Genomic DNA, 24,733 nt, shown 5'->3' with positions numbered 1-24,733 from the left:
GCCGGTCATCAGGCAACCTCGTCGGTCCATACCTTGAAATTGAGCAGGGTATTCGGACCGAACGTCTGGGTGATCGGGACGTCCGCGGCGTCGCGTCCTTGTGCGATCAGCACGCGGCCGATCCGCGGCGTATTGTTGCGCGGATCGAACATGTGCCAGCTTCCACCGAGATAAGCCTCGAACCAGCCGGCGAAATCTCCCACGGCCCAGGGCTTCGGCGTGCCGATGTCGCTGAGATAGCCGGTGCAGTAGCGCGCCGGGATGTTCATGCAGCGGCAGAACGTGATGGCAAGATGCGCATAGTCGCGGCACACACCCTTGCCTTCGTCGTAGGCTTCCCGCGCCGACTTGGTTGCGCGCGCGTGTTCATAGCCGAAAGCGATGTGACGGTGAACGAAATCGCAGATGGCCTGGACCCGCGCCCAGCCAGGCGGCGTGTGCTCGAACAATTTCCATGCGATATCCGACAGGCGATCGGTCTCGCAGTAGCGGCTGCCGAGCAGATAGACCAGCGTGTCGGCCGGCAGCGCTTCGACGGCGTGCTGAGACGCGTTCGGAAACACCGGGTCGGGCAGACCGCTGTCGCTCACGACGCCGTCGCCGGCAAGGCGAAAGGCGCCGGCCGGCGCCACGATGCGGCTGCACCAATTGCCGAAGAGGTCACGATAGGGACTGATCGCCACCGAGGGTCTGGTGGTCAGCAGGTCGGGCACGATGACATCGGAGGCGCGCGTGAAGTGCGTGCCCAACACCATGAGCATAGGCGTGGGCTGCGGGAATTCGTACAGCATCTCAAACCCGACGCGGAGCTTCATACGTTTTCCCTTGGCTAAGCTCCCAACATGGCTACGGAGCGGTCGCACACAAGGCTTTCGACGGCTTATTGGATCGAAAGCGGCATTGGCGCTTCAAAAGCGCGGCGCGGACGAGAAAGCGATAGCTAATTGCAGCGATTGCGCGCACGGTGCGGGAATGTCGGAAAGGCCTGTCTTCTCTGCGCATACGCAGCGCCACGACTATTCGCGCGCGACGTGAAGCGCCTCACTCCCTCGCACCGGTAAAGTCAACTCGTCGCCGACGTCATAACAGCGGTCGTTGCGCATACTGCCCATTCCAGCGGGTGAGCTGGACGCGGCAGGCTCATGCCGCGGACGCCCGAAGGTTCCACCGCGATTCGATCATGAGATCGAACGCCAACCGAAAGCACCCCTGATGCAAACGTTCTCCCCACGGCACGTCAAGACAGAAGAAGCGCTTCGGCTCGGCGTAGAGTCGGGCTGGTACGCGATCAAGGTCAGCGGGACCTTTGTCTCGGGACCGCACGACTCGGAAGCGGATTGCAATCGCAAGATCGACGAGATCAATCCGCCGGCGGTGAAGAAGAAGCGATGAGGGCCCAGAGCCCGCCCGCTACGGTGTCTTGATCCCCATCGCCTTCAACGCTTCCAGCATCTGCACCGGCGGCGCCGTCTTGATCTGCGGCGCCTTGCCCGTTTCCAGCAGGCTCTTCAGCCCCGACAGGATTGCGGGCCAGCCGGTGCGGCCGCCGGAGAGGATGTCGTCGCTGAGCGGACGGTCGTGGCCTTCGCTCATCGTGAGGCGAACGGCTTCGCCGACCGGTTCGATCTCGTAGGTGACCAGGGTCGGTCCGAGCTTTTCGATCAGCTCGGGCCAATTGACGTTGAAGCTGACCGAGAGCTTTCGCGGCGGATCGTATGCGAGCACCTCGCCGCTGATGTGCAGGGCGCCATCGGGCGTGCGAACGATGAACGCGCCGCCAAGTCGCGACTCGACCTCCACGGCATTACCGAAGAAGTACTGCTTGCTGAACTCGGCCGAAGTCAGTGCTTCCCACACCTTTTCCGGCGTCGAGGCAATGTAGATGGTGTAGACGGTGAGCGGCTTGAATTGGTCAAGGTTCATTTTGCATCGAGTCCCTTGTTGAGGGCTGCGCGCGGAATGGCGAGCACTTTGCCTCTTTCCAGCAGGCTCTTGAGCCCGGACAGGATCGCCGGCCAGCCATTGGAGACGGCCCCGAGATACTTCCCGCCTTCGATGAATCCGTCATGCAGCACGGTCAAACGGACGAGCGAGCCGAACGGCTCGAGCGTGAACACGACGCGGGATATCGGCTCACCGCGCAGCTCCTCGTATTTCTGGTGCTTGAAGCTGTAGGACAGTCGCCGCGGCGGATCAGCCTCGAGGATCTCGCCGGAATCGGTGGTCTCGCCCTCCAGCAGGAGCGCGAAGGGGGAACCGACCTTCCAGTCCGACTGCACCTCGGCGCCGAACCAGTACTGCCTCGTGAATTCGCTCGACGTCAGCGCCTTCCACAGTGTCTCCGGAGTGGTCTCGATGTAGGTGACATAGACGAATTGCGGCTTACTCATCGCGCTTCTCCAACTGGCGTTTCAACTCGCTCAGCGCGGCGAGCTTGCCGCGCTCGAATTTTTTGATCCAGCGTTCGCCGATCTGTTGGATCGGCACCGGATTGAGATAGTGCAGCTTCTCGCGGCCATGCCTGATGGTCGTGACCAGATTGGCCTCTTCCAGAATCACAAGGTGCTTGGTCACGGCCTGGCGCGTCATCGCGAGGTCTTCGCAGAGCTCGTTCAGCGTCTGGCCGTTCCTGGCGTGAAGCCTGTCGAGCAGCGACCGTCGTGACGCATCGGCGAGCGCTTTGAAGACGTCATCCATGGCGAGGATAATAGGCAACCAAATAGTTGCATGTCAAGATGATGTCTTTGGCGCGCGCAAATGGCTGTGCTAGAATTAAATCTCAGCCAACGTAGATTGGTTCCGGGAGGACTTCGATGTTCCGTTGCGTCTTGACTGCCGCAGGCCTCGTCTTTTTCGCCTGCAGCACCGCGGCACATGCGCAGAAGCAGACCATCGGCGCGCCGCCCGAAGCTTCCAACATGAAGCTGGTCGGTGCGAGCGACCTCCAGGCGCGTAGCGCCTATCAGCCGACCATCCATCACCAGGGCGACCGCTGGATCGCCTATATCGGCCATCACGGCGGCACCGACGATGTGCCCGCTCCCGTCAATCCGATGACCGGGCAGGCCGAACCGAACGGTACCTCGATCGTCGACGTCACCGATCCCGCGCGCCCGAAATATTTGCGGCACCTGCCGGGGCAGGAGGGCAAGTATGAATCCGGCGGCGCGCAAATGGTGCGCATCTGCGACGGCAAGTCGTTGCCGAAGGGCGATCCCAACGCCGTCTACATGCTGCGCACCTTCGGCAGCCAGGCGCATGAGATCTGGAACGTCGCCGATCCCGCAAGCCCGGTGCTCGTCACGCGCATCGACGGCCTGAAGGACACGCACAAGAGCTGGTGGGAGTGCGACACCGGCATTGCCTTCCTCGTTTCGGGCGCGCCGGACTGGCGCACGCGGCGCATGACGCAGGTCTATGATCTCAGCGATCCCGCGCATCCGCAGAAGATCAGGGATTTTGGCTTGCCCGGTCAGGAGCCCGGTTCGACCGGCGCGGTGCCCACCGAATTGCACGGGCCGATTTCGACGGGGCCGCAGGGCAATCGCGTCTATTTCGGCTACGGCACCAACAAGGGCGGCATCCTGCAGATCGTCGATCGCGACAAGCTTTTGAACGGGCCGAAGGAGCCGACGCCGGACAATCTGCGCTTTCCCGAGATTTCGCGCATGCCGATGTCGGCCTTCAACGGCGCGCATACCACGTTTCCGATGCTCGACATGCCGGTCGCGGAATTTGCCGAGGACAAGGACGGCAAGACCCGCGACATCGTCATGATCGTGGACGAGGCGATTTTGAATGAATGCGGCGAGGCGCGGCAGATGGTGTGGTTCGCCGACGTCACCACCGAGACGCGGCCGATGATGATCTCGAGCTACACCGTGCCGGAGGCGAGCGGACAGTTCTGCCGGCGCGGCGGGCGCTTCGGCTCGCATTCGGCGAACGAAAGCATGGCGCCGGTCTATTACAAGAAGATGGCCTTCATCGCCTTCTTCAACGCCGGCGTGCGCGCGCTCGACATCCGCGATCCCTATCATCCAAAGGAAGTCGGTTACTTCATTCCGTCGATCACGAGCGCGACCGACAAACGCTGCATTCCGATCGAGGGCGGCGAACGCTGCAAGGTCGCGATCCAGACCAACAATGTCGAGACCGACGATCGTGGCTACGTCTACATCGTCGATCGTGCCAATACCGGCCTGCACATTCTCGAACTGACCGGACCCGCGCGCGCGGCGGCCGGTCTGCCGAAGACCTGACGATGCGGCGCGGGGCGGCGATCGCAGCTGTGGTGTTTGCGCTGGGCGCGTCCGGTGTCGGGGCCTATCAGCTCGCGCCGGCACCGGCGGAAGAGACAGCGCGCTGGCGCGAGATCGCCTGGCCGTTCCCCCGCGACGGCTGGTCCGCCGGCCGCGCGTTTCGTTGCGATGGCGCCTGCGCCGGCGCTGAGCTGTACCTGCGCGCGAAACGCGGCTTCTGCAATTGCGACCGCGGTGTCGCTGACGACGACGAGGTGGATCGTGTCGCCGATATCGATCTGATCAGTCCGCGCTTTGCGGCCGTAGCGCCGGGTGAGGAAGTGGGCGTCGGAGCGATGCACGGCCGCGCCAGGCGCTATGATCTGGATATGCCCGACGGCGCTCGTCATGCCGCAATCGGCATCGCCGTCTCGCGGCGCTGCGATCTTTTCGTTGCAGCGACGCAGGGACGTGGGGAAGCAGGCGTGATGCAGCGCGCGGCACTCGCGTTCCTCGAAACCCAGGAGATCAAGACGTGGGTGATGGCGGCGCTGGACGGAAAGTGAGTGCCATGCATTAATGCCGCAAACTGCCCTCAGCGAGTCCTCCCCATGATGTCCATGCAAGCCTATTTCGCCTTCGTCGCCGCCTGCATTGCGCTGGCGCTGCTGCCGGGTCCCATCGTCACCCTCGTCATCGCCAATGGCCTGCGCCACGGCACGCGTGCGGCGCTGACCAATGTCGCCGGCGCGCAAGTAGGCCTCGCCATCGTCATCGGCATCGTCGCGGTCGGCCTGACCTCGCTGATGGCGACCATGGGCTACTGGTTCGACTGGGTTCGCTTTGCCGGTGCCGCCTATCTGATCTGGCTCGGCGTCAAGCTGATCTGGGCGCCGGTCGAGGGCGTCGATGTCGACCAGCCGCCGGCGCCGCCGCGCGGCGGGTTCTTCCTGCAAGGTTTCCTGGTGCTGTTGTCGAACCCAAAGGTGCTGATCTTCTTCGGCGCCTTCATTCCTCAGTTCATGGATATGAACCGCGACCGCTTCCCGCAGGTCGCGCTATTGGGGGCGACTTTCATGGTCACCGCTGCGATGACGGATGCGCTCTACGCCATCGCGGCCGGGCGCGCCCGGAAATTTTTCTCGGCCCGCCGCACGCGGCTGATGTCGCGCGTCTCCGGCGGCTTCATGATCGGCGGCGGCATCTGGCTGGCGCTGACCAGGGCGAAATAGCTCCATCGGGCCGGTTGGCCCTGAACCCTTTGCGGCGGCGATACGCATCTCGATCGGCGAGGATATCGTTGCGACGCGGGGCTAATCGACCAGCCGCTCCGCCCTCAGCTCCACCTCGATCTCCGCAAAAATCCTTGCCAGCCGCTCGGCCCATTGTTGCTGGCCGGATTGGTCGGCAATGAGGTCCTGGCGGATCTCGATGCCGGTGTTGACGAGGCCGCGGGCCTCGCCGTGAACAGGGATGGTGTAGTCGGTGAGGTCGCTCACTGCATAGGGCTCGTTGTCGCCGACGACGAGATCGCCCTGGCTGCGCAGGTGCCTGAGCAGCAGATGCGGCAGCACGGTGTCGCGATTATACAGCGCGCCGATGTGCCAGGGACGGGCGACGCCCGCATAGACCGGCGTGAAGCTGTGCAGCGACACCAGCACCGTCGGCCGCTTGTCGTGCAGGCGGCGGTCGATCGCGGCATCGATACGGTGATGATAGGGCTCAAAAATCTCGCGGTGCCTCGCGGCGCGCTCGCCCTCGGAGATGCCTTCGTTGCGCGGAATCGCGGTCGCTTCGGAAATGACGGGGATCGAGCTGACGGCGGCTGGCGGGCGGTTGCAATCGATCACCAGCCGCGAATAGGGCTGCGCGATCAGATGTGCGTCGAGCATTTTTGCCAGCCGATCGGCGACGCCGGCGATGCCGATGTCCCAGGCGATGTGCCGCGTCAGCTCGGCCTCAGTGACGCCGAGGTCGCCGAGCGCGCGCGGCAAAATCCGTCCGTAGTGATCCGAAGTGAGCAAAAAGGGCGATGTTGCTTGCGCATTCACCTCATGCACTGGCGGAATGTCACCCCCGCCGAGGAGTTGATCGGTCGCGTTGATTGTGTCTAAAGCCATCCAGATTGCCTATGGAAAAAGCAGTCACCCCGAAAAATCGGACGGGAATCGCTATAGATTGGTCCGCCTGACATCACCATGATTGCCTGACGATGCCGCTGCTGACGATTCATCACAAGACCGAATATCGCTACAAGCGCTCGGTGGCGTTCGGCGAGCACAGGATCATGCTGCGTCCGCGCGACGGGCACGATCTGCGCGTGCTCGATTCTCAGCTCGAGATTTCGCCGGAGCCGATGTCGCTGCGCTGGATCCACGACGTGTTCGGCAATTCGGTCGCGATCGCCGATTTCGACGAGCGCACGGATTGCCTGACCTTCGATTGGTCCGTCACCGTCGAACACAATCCGGTGGAGGAGTTCGCGCTGACGGCGGACGATGCGGCCTACTTCTACCCGTTCGTCTATGACGACGAGGAATATCCCGATCTGGTCCAGTACACGACGCCGCACTATGCCGATCCCGATGGTGAGCTCTCGGAATGGGCGCGCGGTTTTCTCGACGAGGACGCGCCGACGCCGACCTTCAAGATCCTGAGCGGCATGACGCACGCCATCCGCAAGCAGTTCAAGTACCGCAAGCGCCACGAGCCCGGCACCCAGCATCCGCTCGACACCTTGCAGTCCGGCACCGGCACCTGTCGCGATTATGCGCTGTTCATGATCGAGGCGCTGCGCCGGCTCGGCATCGCCGCGCGCTTCGTTTCCGGCTACATCTTCGTGCCTGAAAACATCGCGCAACGTCATGTCGGCGGCGGCTCGACGCATGCTTGGGTGCAGGTCTATCTGCCGACCGCGGGCTGGATCGAGTTCGATCCGACCAACGGCATCGTCGGCACCCGCGACCTCATCCGCGTTGCGGTCGCCCGCGACCCGCGCCAGGCGATCCCGCTGCACGGTACCTATATTGGCTCGCAGGATGCCTTCGACGTCATGGAAGTGAACATCAGGGTGGTGTCGGACGAGCAGCGCAGCGGCCGGGAGCTGAAGGCGGAAGTTTCGTAGATCTGCTGCGATTTGCATGCCGCTGATTGACGGTTATAGAAGGCCATGACCTCCGATCGTCTTTTCGTTTACGGCACGCTGATGCGCGGCTTCGACCATCCGATGGCGCGGCTGCTTGCGGGCCACGCGGATTTCCTGAGTGAAGCGACCTGCCGCGGCCGGCTCATCCTGGTGAAGCATTATCCTGGGCTGTTGCTGTCGGATGCGGCCTCGGACATCGTGCACGGCGAGCTCTTTCGCCTTCACGTGCCGGACGAGCTGTTGAGCGAGCTCGACATGTACGAGGCCTGCGGCGAGGGCTTTCCTGAGCCTACCGAATATCTGCGCAAGCTGGTCGAGGTGACAGGCGCGGACGGCGCGACTGCACCGGCCTGGACCTACATCTACAACTGGCCGGTCACCGATCTGCTGCGCATCGAGACCGGTCGTTTTCTTCAACACTAAGCCGACAGCACTTCCTTCACCGCGCGCACGTCCACCTCGCGCTCGACATAAGTCCACTCCTCGGTTCGCCTGAGCATCGCCACCAGCTCCTCGAACAGCGAGGCGTGCGCGGGCGCGAATTCGAACCAGGTCAGGAAATCGAAGGGCTCGCCGAGGTCGCGGCTATGATAGAGCTGCCGCGCGATCGCAGGCAGGAAGCGCAGGCTGCTCGCGATGTGGTGCGATTTGTCTTCGAAGATCCTGCGGCGCTCTTCCTGGGTCAACTCCCACCAGGCCTGCGACTTGCGGATCGGGATCAGCGCCGCGCTGGTTGCTTCCGGCCGGCCAAGGCCCGCCTGCACGGACATGAGCTGCTGCTTTTCGGCGCGCTCGGTGTAGCGCAGCGTGCTCGCGACGCCGACCAGCCGCCAGGCATTGCGCGAGGGCACCAGCGGCAACGAGATGGCCTCGCTATCCGTGACCGACAGCGCCGGCATGAAGGCGAGGGGCTCGCCCGTCACGGGCGAAATCGAGGTGATGCGCCAACCCCCGCTCTGGCCGCCTCGAAAGGTCCTGAACATGTCCCATGGAAGCGTGGAACCGGATCGGGTTCAAGTGGCTCGTCATTATCTCTACGGGATTTATCTCTACGGGATTTGCCCGGATCAGGCCCGCTTCTTCGGCTTCGACTTCTGCTCCATGTAGGAGCGCAGCACCGCATTCATGCGCCGCTGATAGCCCTCGCCATCGCGCTTGAAGAAGTCGAGCACATCCTCGTCGACGCGGATGGAGATGGCCTTTTTTTTCGGCGGTATCACCAGCACGGCATCCGACCAATCGATGTCAATCGGCGCCGCGTCGGGATCATTGGCGACGGCCTTGGCGATGTCCTCGTCGGTCAGTGCGTCGACGCGAGCCCAGTCAGTCTTGCCCTTCCTTGGGAAGTCCCTTGAAACGGTTATAATATTTCTTTCGTTCGTCTTCGCGCGCGCGCCGGACCGAGATGAACCGGCAGACCGCCCCGCGGATCGCGCAGACTGCCGCGACTTCCCGCCCGGCGACGTAACCGAAGATTTGGTACCTGACTTCGTCATTGCGATCCGACCGGCGGATGAAGGTGTAGCCGTCGAGAATTCCGCGCGCGTCCTCGAAGTCGATTCCGTGAAACCGCAGGTTGGACGCGCGCTTCTTCGGATCCCATCCAAAGTCGCGAACGCCTGCGAACAGCAGCTGCAAGTCTTCCGTCATGGCAAATCATCCAAATGACACCGCATCTTGCCGCGCATGAGGTTTGCCATGACGTCTGAAGCCGTAGCCGCGACTTCATCGTTTTCTGTATATACAAACGTAATCGTCGGATGTCAACGATTTCGGATTCCACTGGAAAAAGTCAAAAGCTGTTTGCTCGTCGAGAACAGTCTAGGGGTTCCGGGGGCATTCCTTTGCGTGAGAGATTTTCTGCCCTGTGCATAGGTCGAATAACCTGCATAACCCGGAGAAACCTGACTTCTAGCCCTGTCGCACCTATATCCCTGATCCTTCACCCTGACTCATGCTGATTCGCGCTAGACCCAGAGCCCATGCGCTTCACGCCCCAATTCCTCGACGAGCTGCGTGCCCGGCTTTCGGTCTCCGAAGTCGTGGGCAAGCGCGTCAAGCTGAAGAAGGCGGGGCGGGAGTGGAAGGGGCTGTCGCCGTTCCAGCAAGAGAAGTCGCCGTCGTTTTTCGTCAACGACCAGAAGGGTTTTTACCACGACTTCTCCTCCGGCAAGCACGGCGACATCATCAGCTTCGTGATGGAGACCGACGGCCTGCCGTTTGCCGAGGCCGTGGAGCGGCTCGCCAACATGGCGGGCCTGCCGCTGCCGGCGGTGACGCCCGATGCTGCGAGGCACGAGCAGCGGCGGAAGTCGCTGCATGACGTGATGGATCTCGCGGCAAAGTTCTATGCCGAGACGCTGGCCTCACGTGTCGGCGCCAAGGGGCGCGGCTATCTCGCCGACCGTGCGATCTCGCCCGCGACGCAATTGCAGTTTCGGCTGGGCTATGCGTCACCCGATCGCTTTGCGCTGAAGGAGCATCTCGGCAAGCTCGGCGTCTCCGTCGACGACATGGTCGAGGCCGGCATGCTGGTGGCCGGCGACGACATCCCGGTGCCCTATGACCGCTTCCGCGATCGCGTGATGTTTCCGATCACGGATCTGCGCGGCCGCGTCATCGCCTTCGGCGGGCGCGCGCTGGAGAAGGACGTTCCGGCCAAATACCTGAACTCGCCGGAGACGCCGCTCTTCCACAAGGGCGACAATCTCTACAACCACCAGACGGCGCGCAAAGCCACCCATGACGGCAGCGCCCTGGTCGTGGTCGAAGGCTATGTCGACGTCATCGCCATGGTCACTGCGGGCTTTGCCGGCAGCGTGGCGCCGCTCGGCACCGCGCTCACGGAAAACCAGCTCGCGCTGCTCTGGAAGATGGCGGACGAGCCGATCCTCTGCTTCGACGGCGACCGCGCCGGCCAGAAGGCGGCTTATCGTGCGGCGGATCTTGCCTTGCCATTCCTCGCACCGGGCAAGAGCCTGCGGTTCGCGCTGCTGCCGGAAGGGCAGGACCCCGACGATCTCGTGCGCTCAGGCGGCCGCGGCGCCATCGAGGAGGTGATCGCGGCGGCGCGTCCGCTCGCCGAGATGATCTGGTCGCGCGAGCTCGAAGGCGGCAATTTCGCAACGCCCGAGCGCCGCGCCGCGCTGGAGGCGCGCATCAAGGATCTCTCCAACGGCATCCGCGACGAGGTGGTGCGGCGCTATTATCGGCAGGATCTTGCCGAGCGGCTCCAGCGCGCCTTTGCCCCCGACGGCGGACGCGGCGGCTTTGGCGGCCGTGGCAATTTCCGCCCCGGCCCCGGCGGTCGCCAGTTCCAGCCCCGCGGTGGCGGAAGCGCGAATCGATTCGGCGGCCAGGGATTTGGTGGCCAAGGACTTGGCGGCCAAGGATTTGGTGGAGGCCGCCGAGGCCCGCCCGGTCCCATCCAGCTGCCCTCCGGGCCCTACCAGGCGGCGAGCGCCCAGCTGGCGGCAAGCCCGATCATGCGCAGCCAGCGCAGCGCCATCTCGCGCCGGGAAGCCCTGATCCTGCAGAGCCTGATCAACCACCCCTGGCTGCTGCACGACCATCTCGAAGAGGTCGCGGCCCTGGAATTCGCCCATCCCGAGGCCCATAAGCTCAGGGCCGGCATCATCGCCGCCTTTGCCAACGACCATCACCACTCGCCGGACCCCGGCGAGCAGGCCGAAAAGATGCGCGGCGACCTCGAGAAGGGCGGATTTTCGCAGGTTATTCAAAGGGTTGATGACAGCATCACGACCGCGGCGGTGTGGGGCGCCCGCGAGGGCGCCGCACGGGACGACGTTCTCTCCACCTGGCATCAGCTGGTTGCCTTGCATCGGCAGTGGCATTCACTACTTAGAGAGCTGAAAGACGCCGAGCTGGCCTTGGGGGAGGATTCCAGCGAGGCCAGTATGGCGTGGCTGCGTGACGTCAAGGCTCGGATAGGCGAAGTCGACGGCACCGAAGCCCTGATCGAGGGTTTTGGCGAGCTGTCGGGCCGGTTCCAGAAGAGCGTGTGATGAAAGAATCATGCGGACGGCCGCGGCCGGGACCGCTAAAAGACTCGCCAAATCCGAGGTTTGGCGGCAAAAACAGGGTTAATCGAGGCTTAACGGTCTTGTAGCACTTTGGCCACCAGGCGGCCGCAGGCAGAACAGACGCGTCAGGAATGAATCCGCGCAATTGCTGTTGGCACTACACCTGCATCCGCTGCGACAAAGAGGCTCTACGAAGCGTTAGGCAAATCCGGCGAGAGATAAGGTCGGGGGTGGCGAAAAGAGGTTCGCGCCGCCCTTTCCGTGTCGAGATCTGACGAAGCGAGAGCAGCGAGCAACAGGTTCAAGTGATTTCACGCGGGCGCGGCGAACGTCTGTGTGAAACGCGTTTAGGAGCAATGGATGGCCACCAAGGCAAAGACGCTGCAGGCGAAGGACAAGGAAAAAGACGACAAGGCAGCGGACGCGCCGGAGAAGGACTCCCAGGACGCGCCCTCGCCGTTGCTCGATCTGTCCGACGCGGCCGTGAAGAAGATGATCAAGCAGGCCAAGAAGCGCGGCTTCGTGACTTTCGATCAGCTCAACGAAGTTTTGCCGTCCGACCAGACCTCGCCCGAGCAGATCGAGGACATCATGTCGATGCTCTCGGACATGGGCATCAATGTCACCGAAGCCGACGATAGCGAAGGCGAGGAGGACAAGGACGAGGGCGGCGAGGACGAGACCGACAACGAGCTCGTCGAAGTCACCCAGAAGGCCGTCACCGAGGTCAAGAAGAGCGAGCCGGGCGAGCGCACCGACGATCCCGTGCGCATGTATCTGCGCGAGATGGGCACCGTCGAACTGCTCTCGCGCGAAGGCGAAATCGCGATTGCGAAGCGCATCGAGGCTGGCCGCGAGGCGATGATCGCAGGCCTCTGTGAAAGCCCGCTGACCTTCCAGGCCATCATCATCTGGCGCGACGAGCTCAACGAAGGAAAGATTTTCCTTCGTGACATCATCGATCTCGAAGCGACCTATGCCGGGCCCGAAGCCAAGGCCGGCATGAACACTGCGATGATCGCCGGTCCCAGCGGTGAGACCGGTGAAGCTTCGGCCGAAGGCGGCCAGGTCACTGGCGCCGCGCCCGCGCATGTCGCCCCGCCCGCCGCACCGCCGTCGCCGACCCCGTTCCGCGCCGCGCCTGCGCCCGGCAATGCCGGCGAAGCCGCGAAGGATCCCGCGGAGTCCGCCGCCGAAGCCGATATGGACGAGGATGACGAGTTCGAGAACCAGATGTCGCTTGCGGCGATCGAGGCCGAGCTCAAGCCGAAGGTCGTCGAGATCTTCGACAAGATCGCCGATAGCTACAAGAAGCTGCGCAAGCTTCAGGAACAGGACATCCAGAACCAGCTCGAGAGCACCTCGCATGGTCCCTCGCTGTCGCCGCACCAGGAGCGCAAATACCGCAAGCTCAAGGACGAGATCATCGTCGAGGTGAAGTCGCTGCGCCTGAACCAGGCGCGTATCGACAGTCTGGTCGAGCAGCTCTACGATATCAACAAACGCCTCGTTTCGCATGAGGGTCGCCTGATGCGCCTTGCCGACAGCCACGGCGTCGGGCGCGAAGACTTCCTGCGCAACTACACCGGATCGGAGCTCGATCCGCGCTGGCTCAATCGTGTCTCGAAGCTGTCGGCCAAGGGCTGGAAGAATTTCGTCCATCACGAGAAGGACCGGATCAAGGACCTCCGCCACGAGGTGCATCAGCTCGCGGCGCTGACCGGCCTCGAGATCATCGAGTTCCGCAAGATCGTGCACTCGGTGCAGAAGGGTGAGCGCGAAGCACGCCAGGCCAAGAAGGAGATGGTGGAAGCCAACCTCCGTCTCGTGATCTCGATCGCCAAGAAGTACACCAACCGCGGCCTGCAGTTCCTCGACCTGATCCAGGAAGGCAACATCGGCCTGATGAAGGCCGTCGACAAGTTCGAGTACCGCCGCGGCTACAAGTTCTCGACCTACGCGACGTGGTGGATCCGGCAGGCGATCACCCGCTCGATCGCCGACCAGGCGCGCACCATCCGCATCCCCGTGCACATGATCGAGACGATCAACAAGATCGTGCGCACCTCGCGCCAGATGCTCAACGAGATCGGCCGCGAGCCGACCCCGGAAGAGCTGGCCGAGAAGCTCGGCATGCCGCTCGAGAAGGTCCGCAAGGTCCTCAAGATCGCCAAGGAGCCGCTCTCGCTCGAAACCCCCGTCGGTGACGAAGAGGATTCACACCTCGGCGATTTCATCGAGGACAAGAACGCGATCCTCCCGATCGATGCCGCGATCCAGTCGAACCTGCGCGAGACCACCACGCGCGTGCTCGCCTCGCTCACCCCGCGCGAAGAACGCGTGCTGCGCATGCGCTTCGGCATCGGCATGAACACCGACCACACGCTGGAAGAAGTCGGCCAGCAGTTCTCGGTGACCCGCGAACGTATTCGTCAGATCGAAGCGAAGGCGCTGCGCAAACTGAAGCATCCGTCGCGGTCGCGGAAGCTGCGGAGCTTTTTGGATAACTAGTTCAGGCGTGCCTGGACTCGATCCGGGCATCCATCCAAACGAAAACGGCGGGCTGAGGCCCGCCGTTTTTGTTCGTGCCGATGCTCTACGTGTCGCGCGAGCGGAGTCTATTTCTTCTTCGCGCCGACCCGCTCGAGGTTCTTGATCTCAAGCGCCGGGCGGCCGGATTTTTCGGCGATCTCGCGGTCCTGCTCCATAATGAAGGCGCGTGCAGGCTCGTCGCCGTCGAGGCCGCCCAGCAATTCGGCGGGCACGCGCCGGTTGGACCGTTGAGAGCCGTCTTCATAGAAGACGTTGAAAAAGGCGAATTCGCCTTTGGGATTGGTTCCAGGTTTTTTGGCCATGGCGGCTTGTCGTCGATCAGGGCGCCGCAGTCAAATGGTGAATTGCCCGTATTCACGCGGAGCGGGGTGCCGCGCGCGAATGAAATCGTTTTGCCGGCGGGGCGCCGGGCGCCCTCTTGCCGTCTGCCGAGACCCTTCCTCAATAAACGGCGGGCCGCGAAGCCCGCCGTTTATTTTTGGTCTTCAGTGTCGCCCGGGGCTGGCGGGGCGACAACCTATAATAGAATGTTATAGGCTGCGCCACGCCATGGCAAGGCAAATCAGGGCGGTGTCGATGTCGCAGCCGGCGGATCAGACATGCGTCGGATTTCGACGCTCATGAGTTCCCAAACGAACTGCTTCGATGAGCAAATGTTTGTTCATCTATCGCGCTGCCGCAACGCAGCTAGCGTTGTGTGCACTATGTAGAAAGCGCGTTGGCCTGCGCGTCTTCCCGTCGATGCGCAGAAGTGGCGAGCGCATTTCATTTGTCGCAGCCAAGATGCGACCGGTTCTGGCGAGGTTTGCCGCTTTGACGCGAATCCGGTTCCCGGGCATGATCGCGTGCCGCTTTCGCGCTCATTCTTCAAAGGATTTTCCCGTATGTCGAGACCCGCTTTGGCCATCGCCTTCATTGCCTGTCTGGCCAGCGGATCGGCCCAGGCCGCGCGCTGCGGCGGCGACTTCAACAGCTTCGTCGCCAGCATGACCGCGGAAGCGCAAGGAGCCGGCGTCTCGGCGGGCGTGACCAGCGCGGCGCTCAGCGGGGTGGCCCAGGATGGCGCGGTGCTCGCCTTCGACCGGCGCCAGCGCTACACCTTCAACAAGAGTTTCGAGCAGTATGTCTCGACCCGGGTCGGCCCCGGCCGCATCAATGGCGGCAAGGCGCTGTTGCAGCGCCATGCCGCGCTGCTCTCGCGCATCGAGCAGCAATTCGGCGTGCCCCGCTATATCCTGGTCGCGATCTGGGGCTTGGAAAGCGATTTCGGCAAGGGCGACATCGGCAAGCTGCCCGTGATCCGCACGCTGGCGACGCTCGCGCATGACTGCCGCCGCACGGATCTGTTTCAGGGCGAGCTGCTTGCGGCGCTGAAGATCGTGCAGCGCGGCGACCTGCCGCTGCGCGACCTGATCGGCGCCTATGCCGGCGAGATCGGCCAGACCCAATTCCTGCCGTCCTCCTACATCAAATACGGCGTCGATTTCGACGGCGACGGCCACGTCGATCTCCGCCACAGCGTCCCCGACGTGCTCGCGTCGACCGCGAACCTGCTCCACACCAGCGGCTTCAAGATGGGCCAGCCCTACGGCGAAGGCACCGCAAATTTCGAGGCGATGCGCGAATGGAACAGGGCGGTGATCTATCGCAAGACGATCGGGTATTTTGCCGATCGGCTGGCGGGGCAGTGAGGGGCGTGATGTCTCTCCGCCTTCGCCGGGACGACGTTGAAAGTGAGGCGGCGGACCACGCGGCTAGCTCCCCTTCGCCATCTTCTCCAGCTTGCGCTGCAACGGCGCCCAGTACGTCCCCGGACGGAAGCGCTGCAACAGATCCATGAAGCGGGCGTCGTTGCCGATCAGGATGCGCGGCTCGTTTCTCTCGATGCCCTTGATGATGCGCAGCGCGGCGTCCTTCGGCGTGGTCTTTGCCGCGTTCTCGAACCGCTCGATCGATTGCGACCGACGCGCGTTGTCGGTGACGCCGACCCCGGTGCGCGAATTGCGCGCGATGGCGGTGGCGACGCCGCCGGGGTGCACGACCGACAGCTTGACAGGGCTTCCCGCCATCGCAAGCTCGTGCCGCACGCTCTCGGAAAAGCCGCGCACCGCGAATTTCGCCGCGGCATAAGCCGACTGTCCCGGCGGCACGATGATGCCGAAGATCGAGGACAAGTTGACGATGTGGGCCTCGCCCATCGTCTTCAGATGCGGCAGGAAGGCGCGCGTGCCATGCACCACGCCCCAGAAATTGATGTCGAACAGCCAGTCCATCTGCGCCTGGTCGATCTCCTCGAACGAGCCCATCAGCGCCACGCCGGCATTGTTGACGACGATGCCGAGCGCGGGATGCGTTGTTGTCGCCTCGCTCGCGAACCGCGCGATGCCGTCGGGCTCGCCGACGTCGACGCGGTGCAGGCTGACCTTGCGTCCTTGCCCAACGTCGGCAGCGAGCGTCTTCAGCCCGGCCTCGTCGCGATCGGCGAGCGCGAGATCGCAGCCGCGCCGCGCAAGCTCGATCGCCAGCGCGCGGCCGATGCCGCAGGCCGCTCCCGTGATGGCGGCGGCGCCGCGAATCGCAGTCATGAATCCCCCAATCAAGCCCCTCGTGCGGAACTATGATTTACATTTTTTCATAATGGAACTGAACCGCATGGCTGTTCCCACCTTAACCTACGTTACTTGATAGAGACAGACAGGCAGCATTGGGAGCCGCCAATGGGACAAGCAAAGCCATTTCGAGCAACCGCACTGATTGTGGAAGACGACCTCATGCAGAGGGAGATGCTCAGTCTTCTTCTCGAAGAAAGCGGCTACGACGTCATTCAATGCGAGAGCGCCGAAGCAGCCGAGCTTGTGCTCGACGAGAGCGCCGGCGCGCTCTGCTTGATGATGACCGACGTCCAGCTTGCCGGCCGCATGAACGGGGTCGAGCTCGCGCACGTCGCCAAGGACCGAAATCCGAAGCTCGACATCGTCGTCACCTCCGGCCGCCCCTTGATGCAGCCCTTGCCGAACGGCGCAAAGTTCTGGGCCAAGCCATGGGCGCCGCTGGACGTGCTCCGCGAGGCCGAGCTCGCGCAGCTGTCCTGACGGCGATCCCGCGGGCCGGCTTTCTTGCCCCGAGATGCGGTGATAGGGTCCGTGCATGACCTTGTCTTTCCTGCTGACCTCGCTGATCGTGGTCGCCTCGCCCGGTACCGGCGTGCTCTACACGCTGGCCGCCGCGCTGACACGCGGCTCGCGCGCGAGCATCGCGGCCGCCTTCGGCTGCACGCTCGGAATCGTGCCGCACATGATTGCCGCGATGCTGGGGCTCGCCGCCGTGCTCCACACCAGCGCGCTCGCCTTCACCGCGCTGAAATGGTGCGGCGTCGCCTATCTGCTCTACATGTCCTGGCAGGCGCTACGCGAGACCGGTGCGCTGGCGGTCGACGGCGAGATCCGCGAGCGTTCGGTTGGCCGTGTGATCGTGACCGGCTTCCTGATCAACATCCTCAATCCAAAGCTGTCGATCTTTTTCCTCGCCTTCCTGCCGCAGTTCATCGCCGCGGACGAGGGTCATGTGCTGGCGCAGATGCTGGAATTGAGCGGCGCCTTCATGGCGATGACGTTTGCCGTGTTCGTGGTCTACGGCCTCTGCGCAGCCTCGGTGCGCGAGCACGTCATCTCCCGTCCGCGCGTCATGGCCTGGCTGCGGCGGAGTTTTGCCGCCGGCTTCGCCGCACTTGGCGCCAAGCTCGCGTTCGCCGAGCGGTAGTTTTCTTCACCCCATAAAAAAGCGGGCCTCGCGCCCGCCGCCTTCAATCTCTCGCCTCTGCCGAAGCCCGGGCGGAGCGAACTCCACCCGGGCAAAAAATAAGAAGCCTCGTTACTTCTTCTTCGCTGCCTTCTTGGCCTTCTTCTTTGTCGCCTTCTTCGCCTTCTTCGCTTTCTTAGCCATAGGATCCTCTTCAGGGTTAATGGTGAAACGCGACACGAGGGATGCTCGGCGGAGGGCCAGCCTCGCAACATCCTCGATCACAAGCTCAGCAGATTCGCGCCCATATGCCCCGCGCTGTCACATCCGTGTCATCGCGTTATCCACAGCTCAGATGCATTTCCGGGCGCTTTTGGTTATTGAATCCGCATTGCGGCGTCGGAGCATCATCGCGGCCGACATGCCTAACGATCCGACAACCGCGCCGGCCGTTCATGAATCCAAAACCAAAGGCATGCTTTTAAAGTTTGCAGTGAGACTCCGTTAAGCGCGACGGCCGCATTGTTGCCCGCAAGAAAACGGGGACGGGGTCATGGACGGACGGCTGCCAGGGACGGAGGGCACGACACTGCGCGTGCGGCACGCGCCATGCTGAACGTGCCGACACTCTGGACGGTGTTCGTCGTCAACTTTCTGGCGCTCGGCCTGATCTGGGCCTATGTGACGCGCTCTTATCCGAAATTCGCCGCCGCGCGGTTCTGGATGGCATCGTCCTTCATCGGTGCGACCGGCGCGATGACGGCCCTGATCCGCCTGTTCATCGCATCTCCGCTGCCACTTCTGCTTGGCGCGGCCGGCGTCATCGCGGCGAGCTGCCTTGCCGCCATGGGTATCCAACGCTTCTATCACCGGCCGGTCTCGTGGCGCATGATGACCTCGGCGGGAGCGCTGAGCCTCGCCGGCGTCGTGTTCTTCATGGTCGGCTTCGAGCACATGCCGCTGCGCATGCTCTGCTACACGCTCGGTCAGGGCCTGCCGCTGGTGCTGTCGCTGCGTCTGTTGCTGGCGCCGCCGGAAGGCCGCGTCAGCCCGGGCGCCCGGTTGTCCGGCATCGTCATCCTCGTCATTATCGCGATCCTCGCGGTCCGCACGGTGGGCAATCTGCTCGGCGGCGATTTCTCGGCGAGCGCCGGCGGCCAGGCTCATGCGGTCATGGTGCTGGGGCTGCTGTTCCTGTCGATGACGCTCAATTTCGGCTTCCTGCTGATGGCGATGGACCGCCTGCGCAACGAGGTGGCCGACCTCGCGCTGCTCGACGATCTCACCGGTGTCGCCAACCGGCGGCATCTGTTGCAGCGGCTGGGTGAAGAATGCGCCCGCTCGGAGCGCAGCAGCGAGCCGTTCTCGCTGCTGGTGATCGATCTCGACGGCTTCAAGACCATCAACGACACCCATGGCCATGCCGCGGGCGATGCCTGCCTGCAGCACTTCACCCTGATGGCGCAAACGCGGCTGCGGCCGGGCGACATGCTCGCCCGCACCGGCGGCGACGAATTCTGCGTCGTGCTGCCGTCGTCGTCCTTGCGCGAGGCGGCCGCGATCGCCCGCCGCGTGCTCGAGGTCTGTCGTCAGGATGCCGTCAGCTGCACCGGGGGCGACATTCCGATCGCGATCTCGATCGGGCTGGCGCAGTGGGATCGCGGCATCGGCCAATTTCCGGACCGCCTGATCGCGCATGCCGACCACGCGCTCTATGCGGCCAAGAAGAACGGCAAAAACGACTTTGCCGTCTACGAGCCGGCGCCGCCGCTCCTGCCTGAGCCGATCGGTCCAGGCGAGGCCTTGCGCAAATTCGCGTAAGGGCGTGCTAATGTCTGGTCCGCATTGGACCCGCACGATGATCTCCCGCCTGCTCGCGGCCATACTCGCCGCTCTCATTCTGATCGCGCCCGCAGACGCAACCGACGCCGATCTGGCCAAACTCGCGCGCGCCTCCGGCACGCCCGACATTCCCGGTCTGAAAATCGTGTGGCTGGCGCCATGGGGCGATGTCGGTAACGCAAGACCATGGCGCAACATCATCGTGCACCAGACCGAGGGGCCGGCGGGCTCGGCCCGCGGCGGCGCCGAGGCGCAATCGAAGAATCCCACGCGTCGCGGCGTCACATTGTGGGTCGAAACCGACGGCACGGTCTATTGGGCGGTGGCGGAGAATCTGGTGCCGACCCATGGCGACGGCGCCAACCGCAACGACAACAAATACATCGACAACAAGCCGACCTATCGCCAGGTGGTGCGCGACAATTCGATCGGCGTCGAGTTCGCCGGCAACTATCCCGACGTCACGACCGGCCCGACCGCGACGCAGGTCGCGGCGTGGAAGATCCTCGTCCAAATCCTGCGCGCGCGCTACGGCATCCCGCTCGACCACGTCTATGCGCACAACTGGATCGACTACAAGGACGCGCGCTATTGCGAAGGCTGCTGGCTCGCGACGCTGGCGAGGACTTGGGGGAAAGAATTTAGGGGCGAGTGACGAGCTACACCGGCTCCGACATCCATCCAAAGAGCCGCCGCATCAATCCCGGCCGCCGCGGCAATTGCGGCGGTTCATCCGCCGCCAGCACACGCTTGATGAAGTAATCCAGGAACACCATGTCGTTCGGCTCGGTGACGGTGAATTCTTCCTCGCCGAAGAAGACGCTGTAATTGAAGAAGAACGGGCCCATGATCGGGATCGTCGCGGTCGAGGCGTAGTCCTTCGAGATCACGAACTCCGACGGCTCGAGGCCGTGGTCGCGCATCGCCTGCTCGACCAGCGGCAACTTGCGCATGAACTGGGCGGAAAACCCGCCCACGGTAGATTGCAAAATGATCGACACGGTGCGTGTCCGTTCTCTTGATGCTGTCGGTCCGATGTTTTTGGTCGGCCGACCGGCAGTGCGGGTTCAAGGTGCCTGGCCCGCGTCTCCAAGAACATGCTGCACCTCACACACAAAAAAGCCGGCGTTGCCGCCGGCTTTTTGTCTCTTGTCGATCCGCCAATCTCTGGCGCCGGAGCAACCTCGCTTAGAGCGCCGCTTCCAGCGCAGCCTGTTCGGCCTTCGCGATCGTGCCCTTGACCGCGGCCTGCACCTTTTCAAAAGCGCGGACCTCGATCTGGCGGACGCGCTCGCGCGACACGCCGAACTCGGCGGCAAGGTCTTCCAGCGTCATCGGTTCATCGGCGAGGCGGCGGGCCTCGAAGATGCGGCGTTCGCGCGGGTTGAGCACGCCCATGGCGCCATTGAGGGCGTCACGGCGGTGATCATATTCCTCGTGCTCGGCCAGCATGGCTTCCTGGTTGGGCGAATTGTCGACCAGCCAGTCCTGCCATTCTCCGGCTTCGCCGTCGTCGCGGATCGGAGCGTTGAGCGACGCGTCGCCACCGAGGCGGCGGTTCATGTCGACCACGTCCTGAGCCGTGACGCCGAGACGCTTGGCAATGATTGCCACCTGGTCGGGGCGCAGATCGCCTTCGTCCAGCGCGGAAATCTTGCTCTTCGCCTTCCGTAGGTTGAAGAACAGCTTCTTCTGGTTCGCGGTGGTGCCCATCTTCACGAGCGACCAGGAACGCAGAATGTACTCTTGTATCGACGCCTTGATCCACCACATGGCGTAGGTGGCGAGACGGAAGCCCTTCTCGGGTTCGAACCGCTTCACCGCCTGCATCAGGCCGACATTGCCTTCCGAGACGACCTCGGAGATCGGCAAGCCGTAGCCACGATAGCCCATGGCGATCTTGGCCACGAGCCGGAGATGGCTGGTGACGAGTTGATGTGCGGCGTCGCGATCGTCGTGCTCGCGCCAGCGTTTGGCGAGCATGTATTCCTGCTGGGGTTCCAGCATCGGGAACTTGCGGATTTCGCCGAGGTAACGGGAAAGGCCGGATTCTCCATTAAGGACCGGAAGTGCAGCGGTACGGGCCATAGTTAAGCCCTCCAAAGGTTCAGGCCCCCGATAGCGGCGGGCCAGGCAGACGACCGCTTTGTTAAAGCCGGTCGTAGCTGCGATGTTCCGCGTTGGTCATTTCCAACGCAAACGCAATATACCCCATCGGGGGGCAAAAAGGGAAGGATTACTGACGTCACGTCCCCGTGTGGCAGCTATAACTTTTTGTAAGGTAAGGGTTTTCTGAAATTGCCTGCGTCATAGCGCCGCTTTCAAGGCCCCCTGGAGAAGAAGCAAATCCTCCGGCAGCGGCGTCTCCCAGTGGAGTAATTCTCCAGTCCTGGGGTGCTCCAATACCAGCAAATAAGCGTGCAGGGCTTGCCGTCCGAGGGCGGCCAGCGCTGCTTGCGACTCGGGGCCGAGCTGGTTCGCCTTGGTCTTGAAGTGCGGGCCGTAGACGCCGTCGCCCAGCAGGGGATGGCCGATATGGGCGAGGTGGACGCGGATCTGGTGGGTGCGCCCGGTCTCGAGCTCGCAGGCGAGCAGGCCCGCGATCGGCTTGCCGTCCCGCCCGGCAAAGCTCTCCAGAAGCTCCCAATGCGTCACGGCCTCGCGGCCGCCCTGGCGCACCGCCATCTTCTCGCGCGCATGCGGGTGGCGGTCGATCGGCGCATCAACGGTGCCGCGATGGCGGCCGGGCAGCCCCCACGCGAACGCCATGTAGCCGCGCCGCATCGGCCCGGTGCGGCCGTGATCGGCGAATTGCGCGGTGAGCGAGGCATGCGCGAGGTCGTTCTTGGCGACCACCATCAGCCCCGTGGTGTCCTTGTCCAGCCGGTGCACGATGCCGGGCCGGCGCACGCCACCGATGCCCGACAGCGAGCCTCCGCAATGGGCGATCAGCGCGTTCACCAGCGTGCCGGTCTCGTGGCCCGCCGCGGGGTGCACCACCAACCCCCTGGGCTTGTTGAGGACGACGATGTCGTCGTCCTCGAACACGATGTCGAGGGCGATATCCTCGCCTTTCGGCTCCGGCGGGACTGCTTCCGGCACGTCGATTGTGATCGTATCGCCGGATGCGACGTGATAAGCGGGATCGCGGATCGCGGCGTCCTTGAGGCTCACCGCGCCCGCCAGGATCAGGGCTTTCAGCCTCGATCGCGACAGGTCGGCGAGGTGCGCCGCCAGCACGCGGTCGAGCCGGGTCGAGTCCTCGTCGCCGGTGACGACAACCTCCAACCTTTGCGCAGAGCCTGAATTTTCCATGACGACGTCTGATACCGCTGTTCCCGAACCGAGTCCCGAGCAGGCCGCGATTTTCGCGCGGGTGCGGCGGATGATGCTGATCGCGGGGTTGACCACGGCGCTGGCAATCTGCGCCGTGCTGATCGCGGTGGGCTACCGCCTTTTCAAGTCGGAGGGAAGGGCACCCGAGCCGGCAGGTGACGTCATTGCCACCCTGCCGAAGGGATCCAAAATCGTCTCGACCGGGATCGCCGGCGACCGGCTCGTGGTCACGCTCGATATCGGCGGGGTCACCGAGATCCGCACCTTCGACGCCCACACCTTGAAGCCGGCCGGAAAGCTGAAATTTGCCAATGAGCCGTAAAAGGCCCGTTCGGGTCCTTGCGGCGGACAAATTTCGAGGTTATTGGCTAACCCTCACGCTCCCTTCGTCTAGCGGTTAGGACGCGGCCCTCTCAAGGCTGAAACAGGGGTTCGATTCCCCTAGGGAGCGCCATTCGCGTACGAGACTGGGCAGTCCAAACCCGGCCGTTTTGCCGCCTGAAGCCGCAACGAGCGTACGCAGGAACAAGCTCGGCGCGGGCGCGCCCTCTCACGCGGTCGTGCCGTCGATCGAGCGGCGGATCACCCGCTGCACTTCCGCATTCGACAGAAACAGATCATGGTTGATGAGGCCCCAGCCTTCCTGCGAGGCATCGACCACGCGCACACCGAGCTGCGCGATGACGGCCTTCTCGGCGGCGCCGACCCTGGTCATTCCACCTGCGATTTGTCCCGACAGCGCAAGTGCGCGATCGTTCGTCGCGGCGATCACTGTGATCTTGCCGGCAAGCGGACCGATGCGGTGGATCGCCGACGAGAACACGTCCATGTCGATATCGGGCGCGGCAAACACCACCGCGCCGATCTTGCCCGTCACCGTGTCGCCGTAGCGCGCATAGAGCTGACGCAGGCTTTCGAGCGCCAGCATGGTTCCCATGCTGTGCGCAACGATGTGCACGCGGCCGGTGCCTGGAGCCGACACCAGCGCAGAGAGCACGCGCTCGAAATCGTCGCGGGACCACATCGCGCTGTCGCGGTCATAGGCATAATCGAACAGCCCTGCCTTGGACGGCCAGGCAAACACCATGGTCCGGCCGCGGAACTTGATCCCGTCGGAGAGATGGGCGGCGTCGAGCACCGCCGTCTCGAATGTCTGCTTGAAGCCGTGCACATAGATCAGCACGTCGCCGCCGCCGGCCTGCGCAACGAGATCGCCAACGTCGACCGACACCGGTTCGACCCGGTCAAGGCGCCAATCGCCAAGTCCGACCGAGGCGAGAGAAAGTCGGCTCTCGTCCGGCGCCCCCAGCTTCGCCCGCGCGACCGTCATGTTGGTCGCGCGCTCCGGGCCGAACCAGGGTTTCGTGCGAGCGCCGTTCACGGGCTTGCGCGTGGTGGCGACGAGCAAGGTTGGATCAATGGAGAGCGACGATGCATCGAAGCGCGCGCCGGTCGCACCCAGGCCGGCGCATCCGCCGAGCGCGAGGGCACTTCCCGCCGACACAAATCCGCCGAGCAGAGCGCGGCGCGAAACAGAATGACCGGAGTCGCGTTGCAGGAGACGTTGGATGATCACACGGAACCTTTGGGAACTTCGCCCACCGTAACGCCCCACTAAGCTCCTTGAATGACAATGGGGGCGAGAAGACGGCGGAGCAGCTCGTAGGATGGGTTGAGCTCTCGCGAAACCCATCACCTGCCTCAGACCGATATGCGCGATGATGAGTCACGGGTGACAGTGTCCTAGGGTCTGTTGGGATTCAGGATTCTCATCGGGGCTTGGTTGTGATTCAAGCTTGGGATGGACCGATTCGTTTTGACTGACGCCCAATGGGCGA

28 protein-coding genes and 1 tRNA gene are annotated in these 24,733 nt (G+C 63.6%); 15 read left to right on the top strand and 14 right to left on the bottom strand.

The features are described from left to right. Positions 1 to 8: 8 nt before the first annotated feature. Complete coding sequence (locus tag ABIB06_RS21635; RefSeq protein ID WP_354052514.1) at positions 9 to 815, bottom strand: transglutaminase-like domain-containing protein; 807 nt, start codon at positions 813 to 815, stop codon at positions 9 to 11. Positions 816 to 1,212: 397 nt separating this feature from the next. Here ABIB06_RS21635 and ABIB06_RS21630 point away from each other — a divergent pair, with 397 nt between their 5' ends. Next, complete coding sequence (locus tag ABIB06_RS21630) at positions 1,213 to 1,392, top strand: hypothetical protein (RefSeq protein WP_247339425.1); 180 nt, start codon at positions 1,213 to 1,215, stop codon at positions 1,390 to 1,392. 18 nt (positions 1,393 to 1,410) lie between these two features. Here the strand turns inward: ABIB06_RS21630 and ABIB06_RS21625 are convergent, their stop codons facing one another. From ABIB06_RS21625 to ABIB06_RS21615, 3 genes are read right to left on the bottom strand one after another with little or no spacing between them, the layout of a single operon-like run. Next, positions 1,411 to 1,923 carry an SRPBCC family protein gene (locus tag ABIB06_RS21625; RefSeq protein ID WP_354052516.1) on the bottom strand — a complete coding sequence of 171 codons (513 nt, stop codon included), beginning with the start codon at positions 1,921 to 1,923 and terminating at the stop codon, positions 1,411 to 1,413. Next, positions 1,920 to 2,390, bottom strand: coding sequence for an SRPBCC family protein (locus ABIB06_RS21620; RefSeq protein ID WP_354052518.1), 471 nt, complete (start codon positions 2,388 to 2,390; stop codon positions 1,920 to 1,922). The genes ABIB06_RS21625 and ABIB06_RS21620 overlap by 4 nt, the downstream gene beginning before the upstream one ends. Beyond that, on the bottom strand, positions 2,383 to 2,697 hold the full coding sequence (locus ABIB06_RS21615; protein ID WP_354052555.1) for an ArsR/SmtB family transcription factor: 315 nt from the start codon (positions 2,695 to 2,697) through the stop codon (positions 2,383 to 2,385). Before ABIB06_RS21615 ends, ABIB06_RS21620 begins: the two co-directional genes overlap by 8 nt. 116 nt (positions 2,698 to 2,813) lie before the next feature. Here ABIB06_RS21615 and ABIB06_RS21610 point away from each other — a divergent pair, with 116 nt between their 5' ends. From ABIB06_RS21610 to ABIB06_RS21600, 3 genes are read left to right on the top strand one after another with little or no spacing between them, the layout of a single operon-like run. Then, on the top strand, positions 2,814 to 4,259 hold the full coding sequence (locus ABIB06_RS21610; RefSeq protein WP_354052520.1) for an LVIVD repeat-containing protein: 1,446 nt from the start codon (positions 2,814 to 2,816) through the stop codon (positions 4,257 to 4,259). Between the two features lie 2 nt (positions 4,260 to 4,261). Next, positions 4,262 to 4,804 carry a hypothetical protein gene (locus ABIB06_RS21605; RefSeq protein WP_354052522.1) on the top strand — a complete coding sequence of 181 codons (543 nt, stop codon included), beginning with the start codon at positions 4,262 to 4,264 and terminating at the stop codon, positions 4,802 to 4,804. A 45-nt stretch (positions 4,805 to 4,849) separates the two neighbouring features. After that, positions 4,850 to 5,470, top strand: coding sequence for a LysE family translocator (locus tag ABIB06_RS21600; protein ID WP_354052524.1), 621 nt, complete (start codon positions 4,850 to 4,852; stop codon positions 5,468 to 5,470). 81 nt (positions 5,471 to 5,551) lie between these two features. Here ABIB06_RS21600 and ABIB06_RS21595 read toward each other — a convergent pair whose 3' ends face one another. Beyond that, positions 5,552 to 6,358 carry an N-formylglutamate amidohydrolase gene (locus ABIB06_RS21595; protein ID WP_354052526.1) on the bottom strand — a complete coding sequence of 269 codons (807 nt, stop codon included), beginning with the start codon at positions 6,356 to 6,358 and terminating at the stop codon, positions 5,552 to 5,554. A 92-nt stretch (positions 6,359 to 6,450) separates the two neighbouring features. On the opposite strand from ABIB06_RS21595, the gene ABIB06_RS21590 reads away from it, so the two are divergent. Beyond that, positions 6,451 to 7,362 carry a transglutaminase family protein gene (locus ABIB06_RS21590; protein ID WP_354069957.1) on the top strand — a complete coding sequence of 304 codons (912 nt, stop codon included), beginning with the start codon at positions 6,451 to 6,453 and terminating at the stop codon, positions 7,360 to 7,362. Positions 7,363 to 7,407: 45 nt separating this feature from the next. After that, positions 7,408 to 7,806 carry a gamma-glutamylcyclotransferase family protein gene (locus ABIB06_RS21585; protein WP_354052530.1) on the top strand — a complete coding sequence of 133 codons (399 nt, stop codon included), beginning with the start codon at positions 7,408 to 7,410 and terminating at the stop codon, positions 7,804 to 7,806. Here the strand turns inward: ABIB06_RS21585 and ABIB06_RS21580 are convergent. The 3 genes from ABIB06_RS21580 to ABIB06_RS21570 form a co-directional block, all read right to left on the bottom strand. Further along, positions 7,803 to 8,366: a chlorite dismutase family protein gene (locus ABIB06_RS21580; protein WP_354052532.1), complete on the bottom strand. Its 564-nt coding sequence runs from the start codon at positions 8,364 to 8,366 to the stop codon at positions 7,803 to 7,805. The two genes, ABIB06_RS21585 and ABIB06_RS21580, sit on opposite strands and share 4 nt — an antisense overlap. Positions 8,367 to 8,450: 84 nt before the next feature. After that, the gene (locus ABIB06_RS21575) at positions 8,451 to 8,672 is read right to left on the bottom strand and encodes a BrnA antitoxin family protein (protein ID WP_456664613.1); all 222 of its coding nucleotides are present in this window, start codon (positions 8,670 to 8,672) and stop codon (positions 8,451 to 8,453) included. Positions 8,673 to 8,706: 34 nt separating this feature from the next. Beyond that, positions 8,707 to 9,033, bottom strand: a complete 327-nt coding sequence (locus tag ABIB06_RS21570) for a BrnT family toxin (RefSeq protein ID WP_354052534.1) — start codon at positions 9,031 to 9,033, stop codon at positions 8,707 to 8,709. A gap of 332 nt (positions 9,034 to 9,365) precedes the next feature. Between ABIB06_RS21570 and dnaG the strand changes: the two genes are divergently transcribed. Continuing rightward, entirely contained in the window at positions 9,366 to 11,408 is a 2,043-nt protein-coding gene (gene dnaG / locus ABIB06_RS21565; protein WP_354052536.1) for a DNA primase, read from the top strand. Positions 11,409 to 11,786: 378 nt separating this feature from the next. After that, positions 11,787 to 13,937, top strand: a complete 2,151-nt coding sequence (rpoD, locus tag ABIB06_RS21560) for an RNA polymerase sigma factor RpoD (protein ID WP_247339343.1) — start codon at positions 11,787 to 11,789, stop codon at positions 13,935 to 13,937. Positions 13,938 to 14,044: 107 nt separating this feature from the next. Here the strand turns inward: rpoD and ABIB06_RS21555 are convergent, their stop codons facing one another. After that, positions 14,045 to 14,281: a hypothetical protein gene (locus ABIB06_RS21555; protein ID WP_007596614.1), complete on the bottom strand. Its 237-nt coding sequence runs from the start codon at positions 14,279 to 14,281 to the stop codon at positions 14,045 to 14,047. A 582-nt stretch (positions 14,282 to 14,863) separates the two neighbouring features. On the opposite strand from ABIB06_RS21555, the gene ABIB06_RS21550 reads away from it, so the two are divergent. Further along, entirely contained in the window at positions 14,864 to 15,670 is an 807-nt protein-coding gene (locus ABIB06_RS21550; RefSeq protein ID WP_354052539.1) for a lytic murein transglycosylase, read from the top strand. A gap of 63 nt (positions 15,671 to 15,733) precedes the next feature. On the opposite strand, the gene ABIB06_RS21545 is transcribed toward ABIB06_RS21550, so the two are convergent. Further along, complete coding sequence (locus ABIB06_RS21545) at positions 15,734 to 16,564, bottom strand: SDR family NAD(P)-dependent oxidoreductase (RefSeq protein ID WP_354052541.1); 831 nt, start codon at positions 16,562 to 16,564, stop codon at positions 15,734 to 15,736. Between the two features lie 132 nt (positions 16,565 to 16,696). On the opposite strand from ABIB06_RS21545, the gene ABIB06_RS21540 reads away from it, so the two are divergent. From ABIB06_RS21540 to ABIB06_RS21525, 4 genes are all read left to right on the top strand, one after another. Next, the gene (locus ABIB06_RS21540; protein ID WP_247441517.1) at positions 16,697 to 17,071 is read left to right on the top strand and encodes a response regulator; all 375 of its coding nucleotides are present in this window, start codon (positions 16,697 to 16,699) and stop codon (positions 17,069 to 17,071) included. A gap of 55 nt (positions 17,072 to 17,126) precedes the next feature. Beyond that, the gene (locus tag ABIB06_RS21535) at positions 17,127 to 17,738 is read left to right on the top strand and encodes a LysE family translocator (RefSeq protein ID WP_354052542.1); all 612 of its coding nucleotides are present in this window, start codon (positions 17,127 to 17,129) and stop codon (positions 17,736 to 17,738) included. Positions 17,739 to 18,326: 588 nt separating this feature from the next. Next, a complete protein-coding gene (locus tag ABIB06_RS21530; protein ID WP_354052543.1) occupies positions 18,327 to 19,538 on the top strand; it encodes a GGDEF domain-containing protein in 1,212 nt (403 codons plus the stop codon). Between the two features lie 37 nt (positions 19,539 to 19,575). Continuing rightward, entirely contained in the window at positions 19,576 to 20,214 is a 639-nt protein-coding gene (locus ABIB06_RS21525) for a peptidoglycan recognition protein family protein (protein ID WP_354052545.1), read from the top strand. A gap of 4 nt (positions 20,215 to 20,218) precedes the next feature. Here ABIB06_RS21525 and ABIB06_RS21520 read toward each other — a convergent pair whose 3' ends face one another. From ABIB06_RS21520 to ABIB06_RS21510, 3 genes are all read right to left on the bottom strand, one after another. Further along, positions 20,219 to 20,560 carry a hypothetical protein gene (locus tag ABIB06_RS21520; protein WP_354052547.1) on the bottom strand — a complete coding sequence of 114 codons (342 nt, stop codon included), beginning with the start codon at positions 20,558 to 20,560 and terminating at the stop codon, positions 20,219 to 20,221. A gap of 187 nt (positions 20,561 to 20,747) precedes the next feature. Next, positions 20,748 to 21,647: an RNA polymerase sigma factor RpoH gene (gene rpoH, locus ABIB06_RS21515; RefSeq protein ID WP_247339355.1), complete on the bottom strand. Its 900-nt coding sequence runs from the start codon at positions 21,645 to 21,647 to the stop codon at positions 20,748 to 20,750. Positions 21,648 to 21,866: 219 nt separating this feature from the next. Further along, the gene (locus ABIB06_RS21510) at positions 21,867 to 22,874 is read right to left on the bottom strand and encodes an RluA family pseudouridine synthase (protein WP_354052549.1); all 1,008 of its coding nucleotides are present in this window, start codon (positions 22,872 to 22,874) and stop codon (positions 21,867 to 21,869) included. Here ABIB06_RS21510 and ABIB06_RS21505 point away from each other — a divergent pair. Together ABIB06_RS21505 and ABIB06_RS21500 are read left to right on the top strand one after the other, a co-directional pair. Further along, positions 22,873 to 23,217, top strand: a complete 345-nt coding sequence (locus tag ABIB06_RS21505) for a hypothetical protein (protein WP_354052551.1) — start codon at positions 22,873 to 22,875, stop codon at positions 23,215 to 23,217. The two genes, ABIB06_RS21510 and ABIB06_RS21505, sit on opposite strands and share 2 nt — an antisense overlap. Positions 23,218 to 23,274: 57 nt before the next feature. Next, positions 23,275 to 23,349, top strand: a tRNA-Glu gene (locus ABIB06_RS21500). A 96-nt stretch (positions 23,350 to 23,445) separates the two neighbouring features. Here ABIB06_RS21500 and ABIB06_RS21495 read toward each other — a convergent pair. Further along, complete coding sequence (locus tag ABIB06_RS21495) at positions 23,446 to 24,471, bottom strand: alpha/beta hydrolase (protein ID WP_502916581.1); 1,026 nt, start codon at positions 24,469 to 24,471, stop codon at positions 23,446 to 23,448. Positions 24,472 to 24,733: the final 262 nt, after the last annotated feature.

The sequence above is a fragment of the Bradyrhizobium sp. LB8.2 genome (assembly GCF_040548035.1).
Taxonomy (GTDB): Bacteria; Pseudomonadota; Alphaproteobacteria; order Rhizobiales; family Xanthobacteraceae; genus Bradyrhizobium.
This window is presented reverse-complemented; position numbering and strand designations above follow the sequence as displayed.

Coding starts and splice junctions, on each gene's coding strand:
- ABIB06_RS21635 (WP_354052514.1), bottom strand. CDS start 815: ATGAAGCTCCGCGTCGGGTTTGAGATGCTGTACGAATTCCCGCAGCCC.
- ABIB06_RS21630 (WP_247339425.1), top strand. CDS start 1,213: ATGCAAACGTTCTCCCCACGGCACGTCAAGACAGAAGAAGCGCTTCGG.
- ABIB06_RS21625 (WP_354052516.1), bottom strand. CDS start 1,923: ATGAACCTTGACCAATTCAAGCCGCTCACCGTCTACACCATCTACATT.
- ABIB06_RS21620 (WP_354052518.1), bottom strand. CDS start 2,390: ATGAGTAAGCCGCAATTCGTCTATGTCACCTACATCGAGACCACTCCG.
- ABIB06_RS21615 (WP_354052555.1), bottom strand. CDS start 2,697: ATGGATGACGTCTTCAAAGCGCTCGCCGATGCGTCACGACGGTCGCTG.
- ABIB06_RS21610 (WP_354052520.1), top strand. CDS start 2,814: ATGTTCCGTTGCGTCTTGACTGCCGCAGGCCTCGTCTTTTTCGCCTGC.
- ABIB06_RS21605 (WP_354052522.1), top strand. CDS start 4,262: ATGCGGCGCGGGGCGGCGATCGCAGCTGTGGTGTTTGCGCTGGGCGCG.
- ABIB06_RS21600 (WP_354052524.1), top strand. CDS start 4,850: ATGATGTCCATGCAAGCCTATTTCGCCTTCGTCGCCGCCTGCATTGCG.
- ABIB06_RS21595 (WP_354052526.1), bottom strand. CDS start 6,358: ATGGCTTTAGACACAATCAACGCGACCGATCAACTCCTCGGCGGGGGT.
- ABIB06_RS21590 (WP_354069957.1), top strand. CDS start 6,451: ATGCCGCTGCTGACGATTCATCACAAGACCGAATATCGCTACAAGCGC.
- ABIB06_RS21585 (WP_354052530.1), top strand. CDS start 7,408: ATGACCTCCGATCGTCTTTTCGTTTACGGCACGCTGATGCGCGGCTTC.
- ABIB06_RS21580 (WP_354052532.1), bottom strand. CDS start 8,366: ATGTTCAGGACCTTTCGAGGCGGCCAGAGCGGGGGTTGGCGCATCACC.
- ABIB06_RS21570 (WP_354052534.1), bottom strand. CDS start 9,033: ATGACGGAAGACTTGCAGCTGCTGTTCGCAGGCGTTCGCGACTTTGGA.
- dnaG (WP_354052536.1), top strand. CDS start 9,366: ATGCGCTTCACGCCCCAATTCCTCGACGAGCTGCGTGCCCGGCTTTCG.
- rpoD (WP_247339343.1), top strand. CDS start 11,787: ATGGCCACCAAGGCAAAGACGCTGCAGGCGAAGGACAAGGAAAAAGAC.
- ABIB06_RS21555 (WP_007596614.1), bottom strand. CDS start 14,281: ATGGCCAAAAAACCTGGAACCAATCCCAAAGGCGAATTCGCCTTTTTC.
- ABIB06_RS21550 (WP_354052539.1), top strand. CDS start 14,864: ATGTCGAGACCCGCTTTGGCCATCGCCTTCATTGCCTGTCTGGCCAGC.
- ABIB06_RS21545 (WP_354052541.1), bottom strand. CDS start 16,564: ATGACTGCGATTCGCGGCGCCGCCGCCATCACGGGAGCGGCCTGCGGC.
- ABIB06_RS21540 (WP_247441517.1), top strand. CDS start 16,697: ATGGGACAAGCAAAGCCATTTCGAGCAACCGCACTGATTGTGGAAGAC.
- ABIB06_RS21535 (WP_354052542.1), top strand. CDS start 17,127: ATGACCTTGTCTTTCCTGCTGACCTCGCTGATCGTGGTCGCCTCGCCC.
- ABIB06_RS21530 (WP_354052543.1), top strand. CDS start 18,327: ATGCTGAACGTGCCGACACTCTGGACGGTGTTCGTCGTCAACTTTCTG.
- ABIB06_RS21525 (WP_354052545.1), top strand. CDS start 19,576: ATGATCTCCCGCCTGCTCGCGGCCATACTCGCCGCTCTCATTCTGATC.
- rpoH (WP_247339355.1), bottom strand. CDS start 21,647: ATGGCCCGTACCGCTGCACTTCCGGTCCTTAATGGAGAATCCGGCCTT.
- ABIB06_RS21505 (WP_354052551.1), top strand. CDS start 22,873: ATGACGACGTCTGATACCGCTGTTCCCGAACCGAGTCCCGAGCAGGCC.
- ABIB06_RS21510 (WP_354052549.1), bottom strand. CDS start 22,874: ATGGAAAATTCAGGCTCTGCGCAAAGGTTGGAGGTTGTCGTCACCGGC.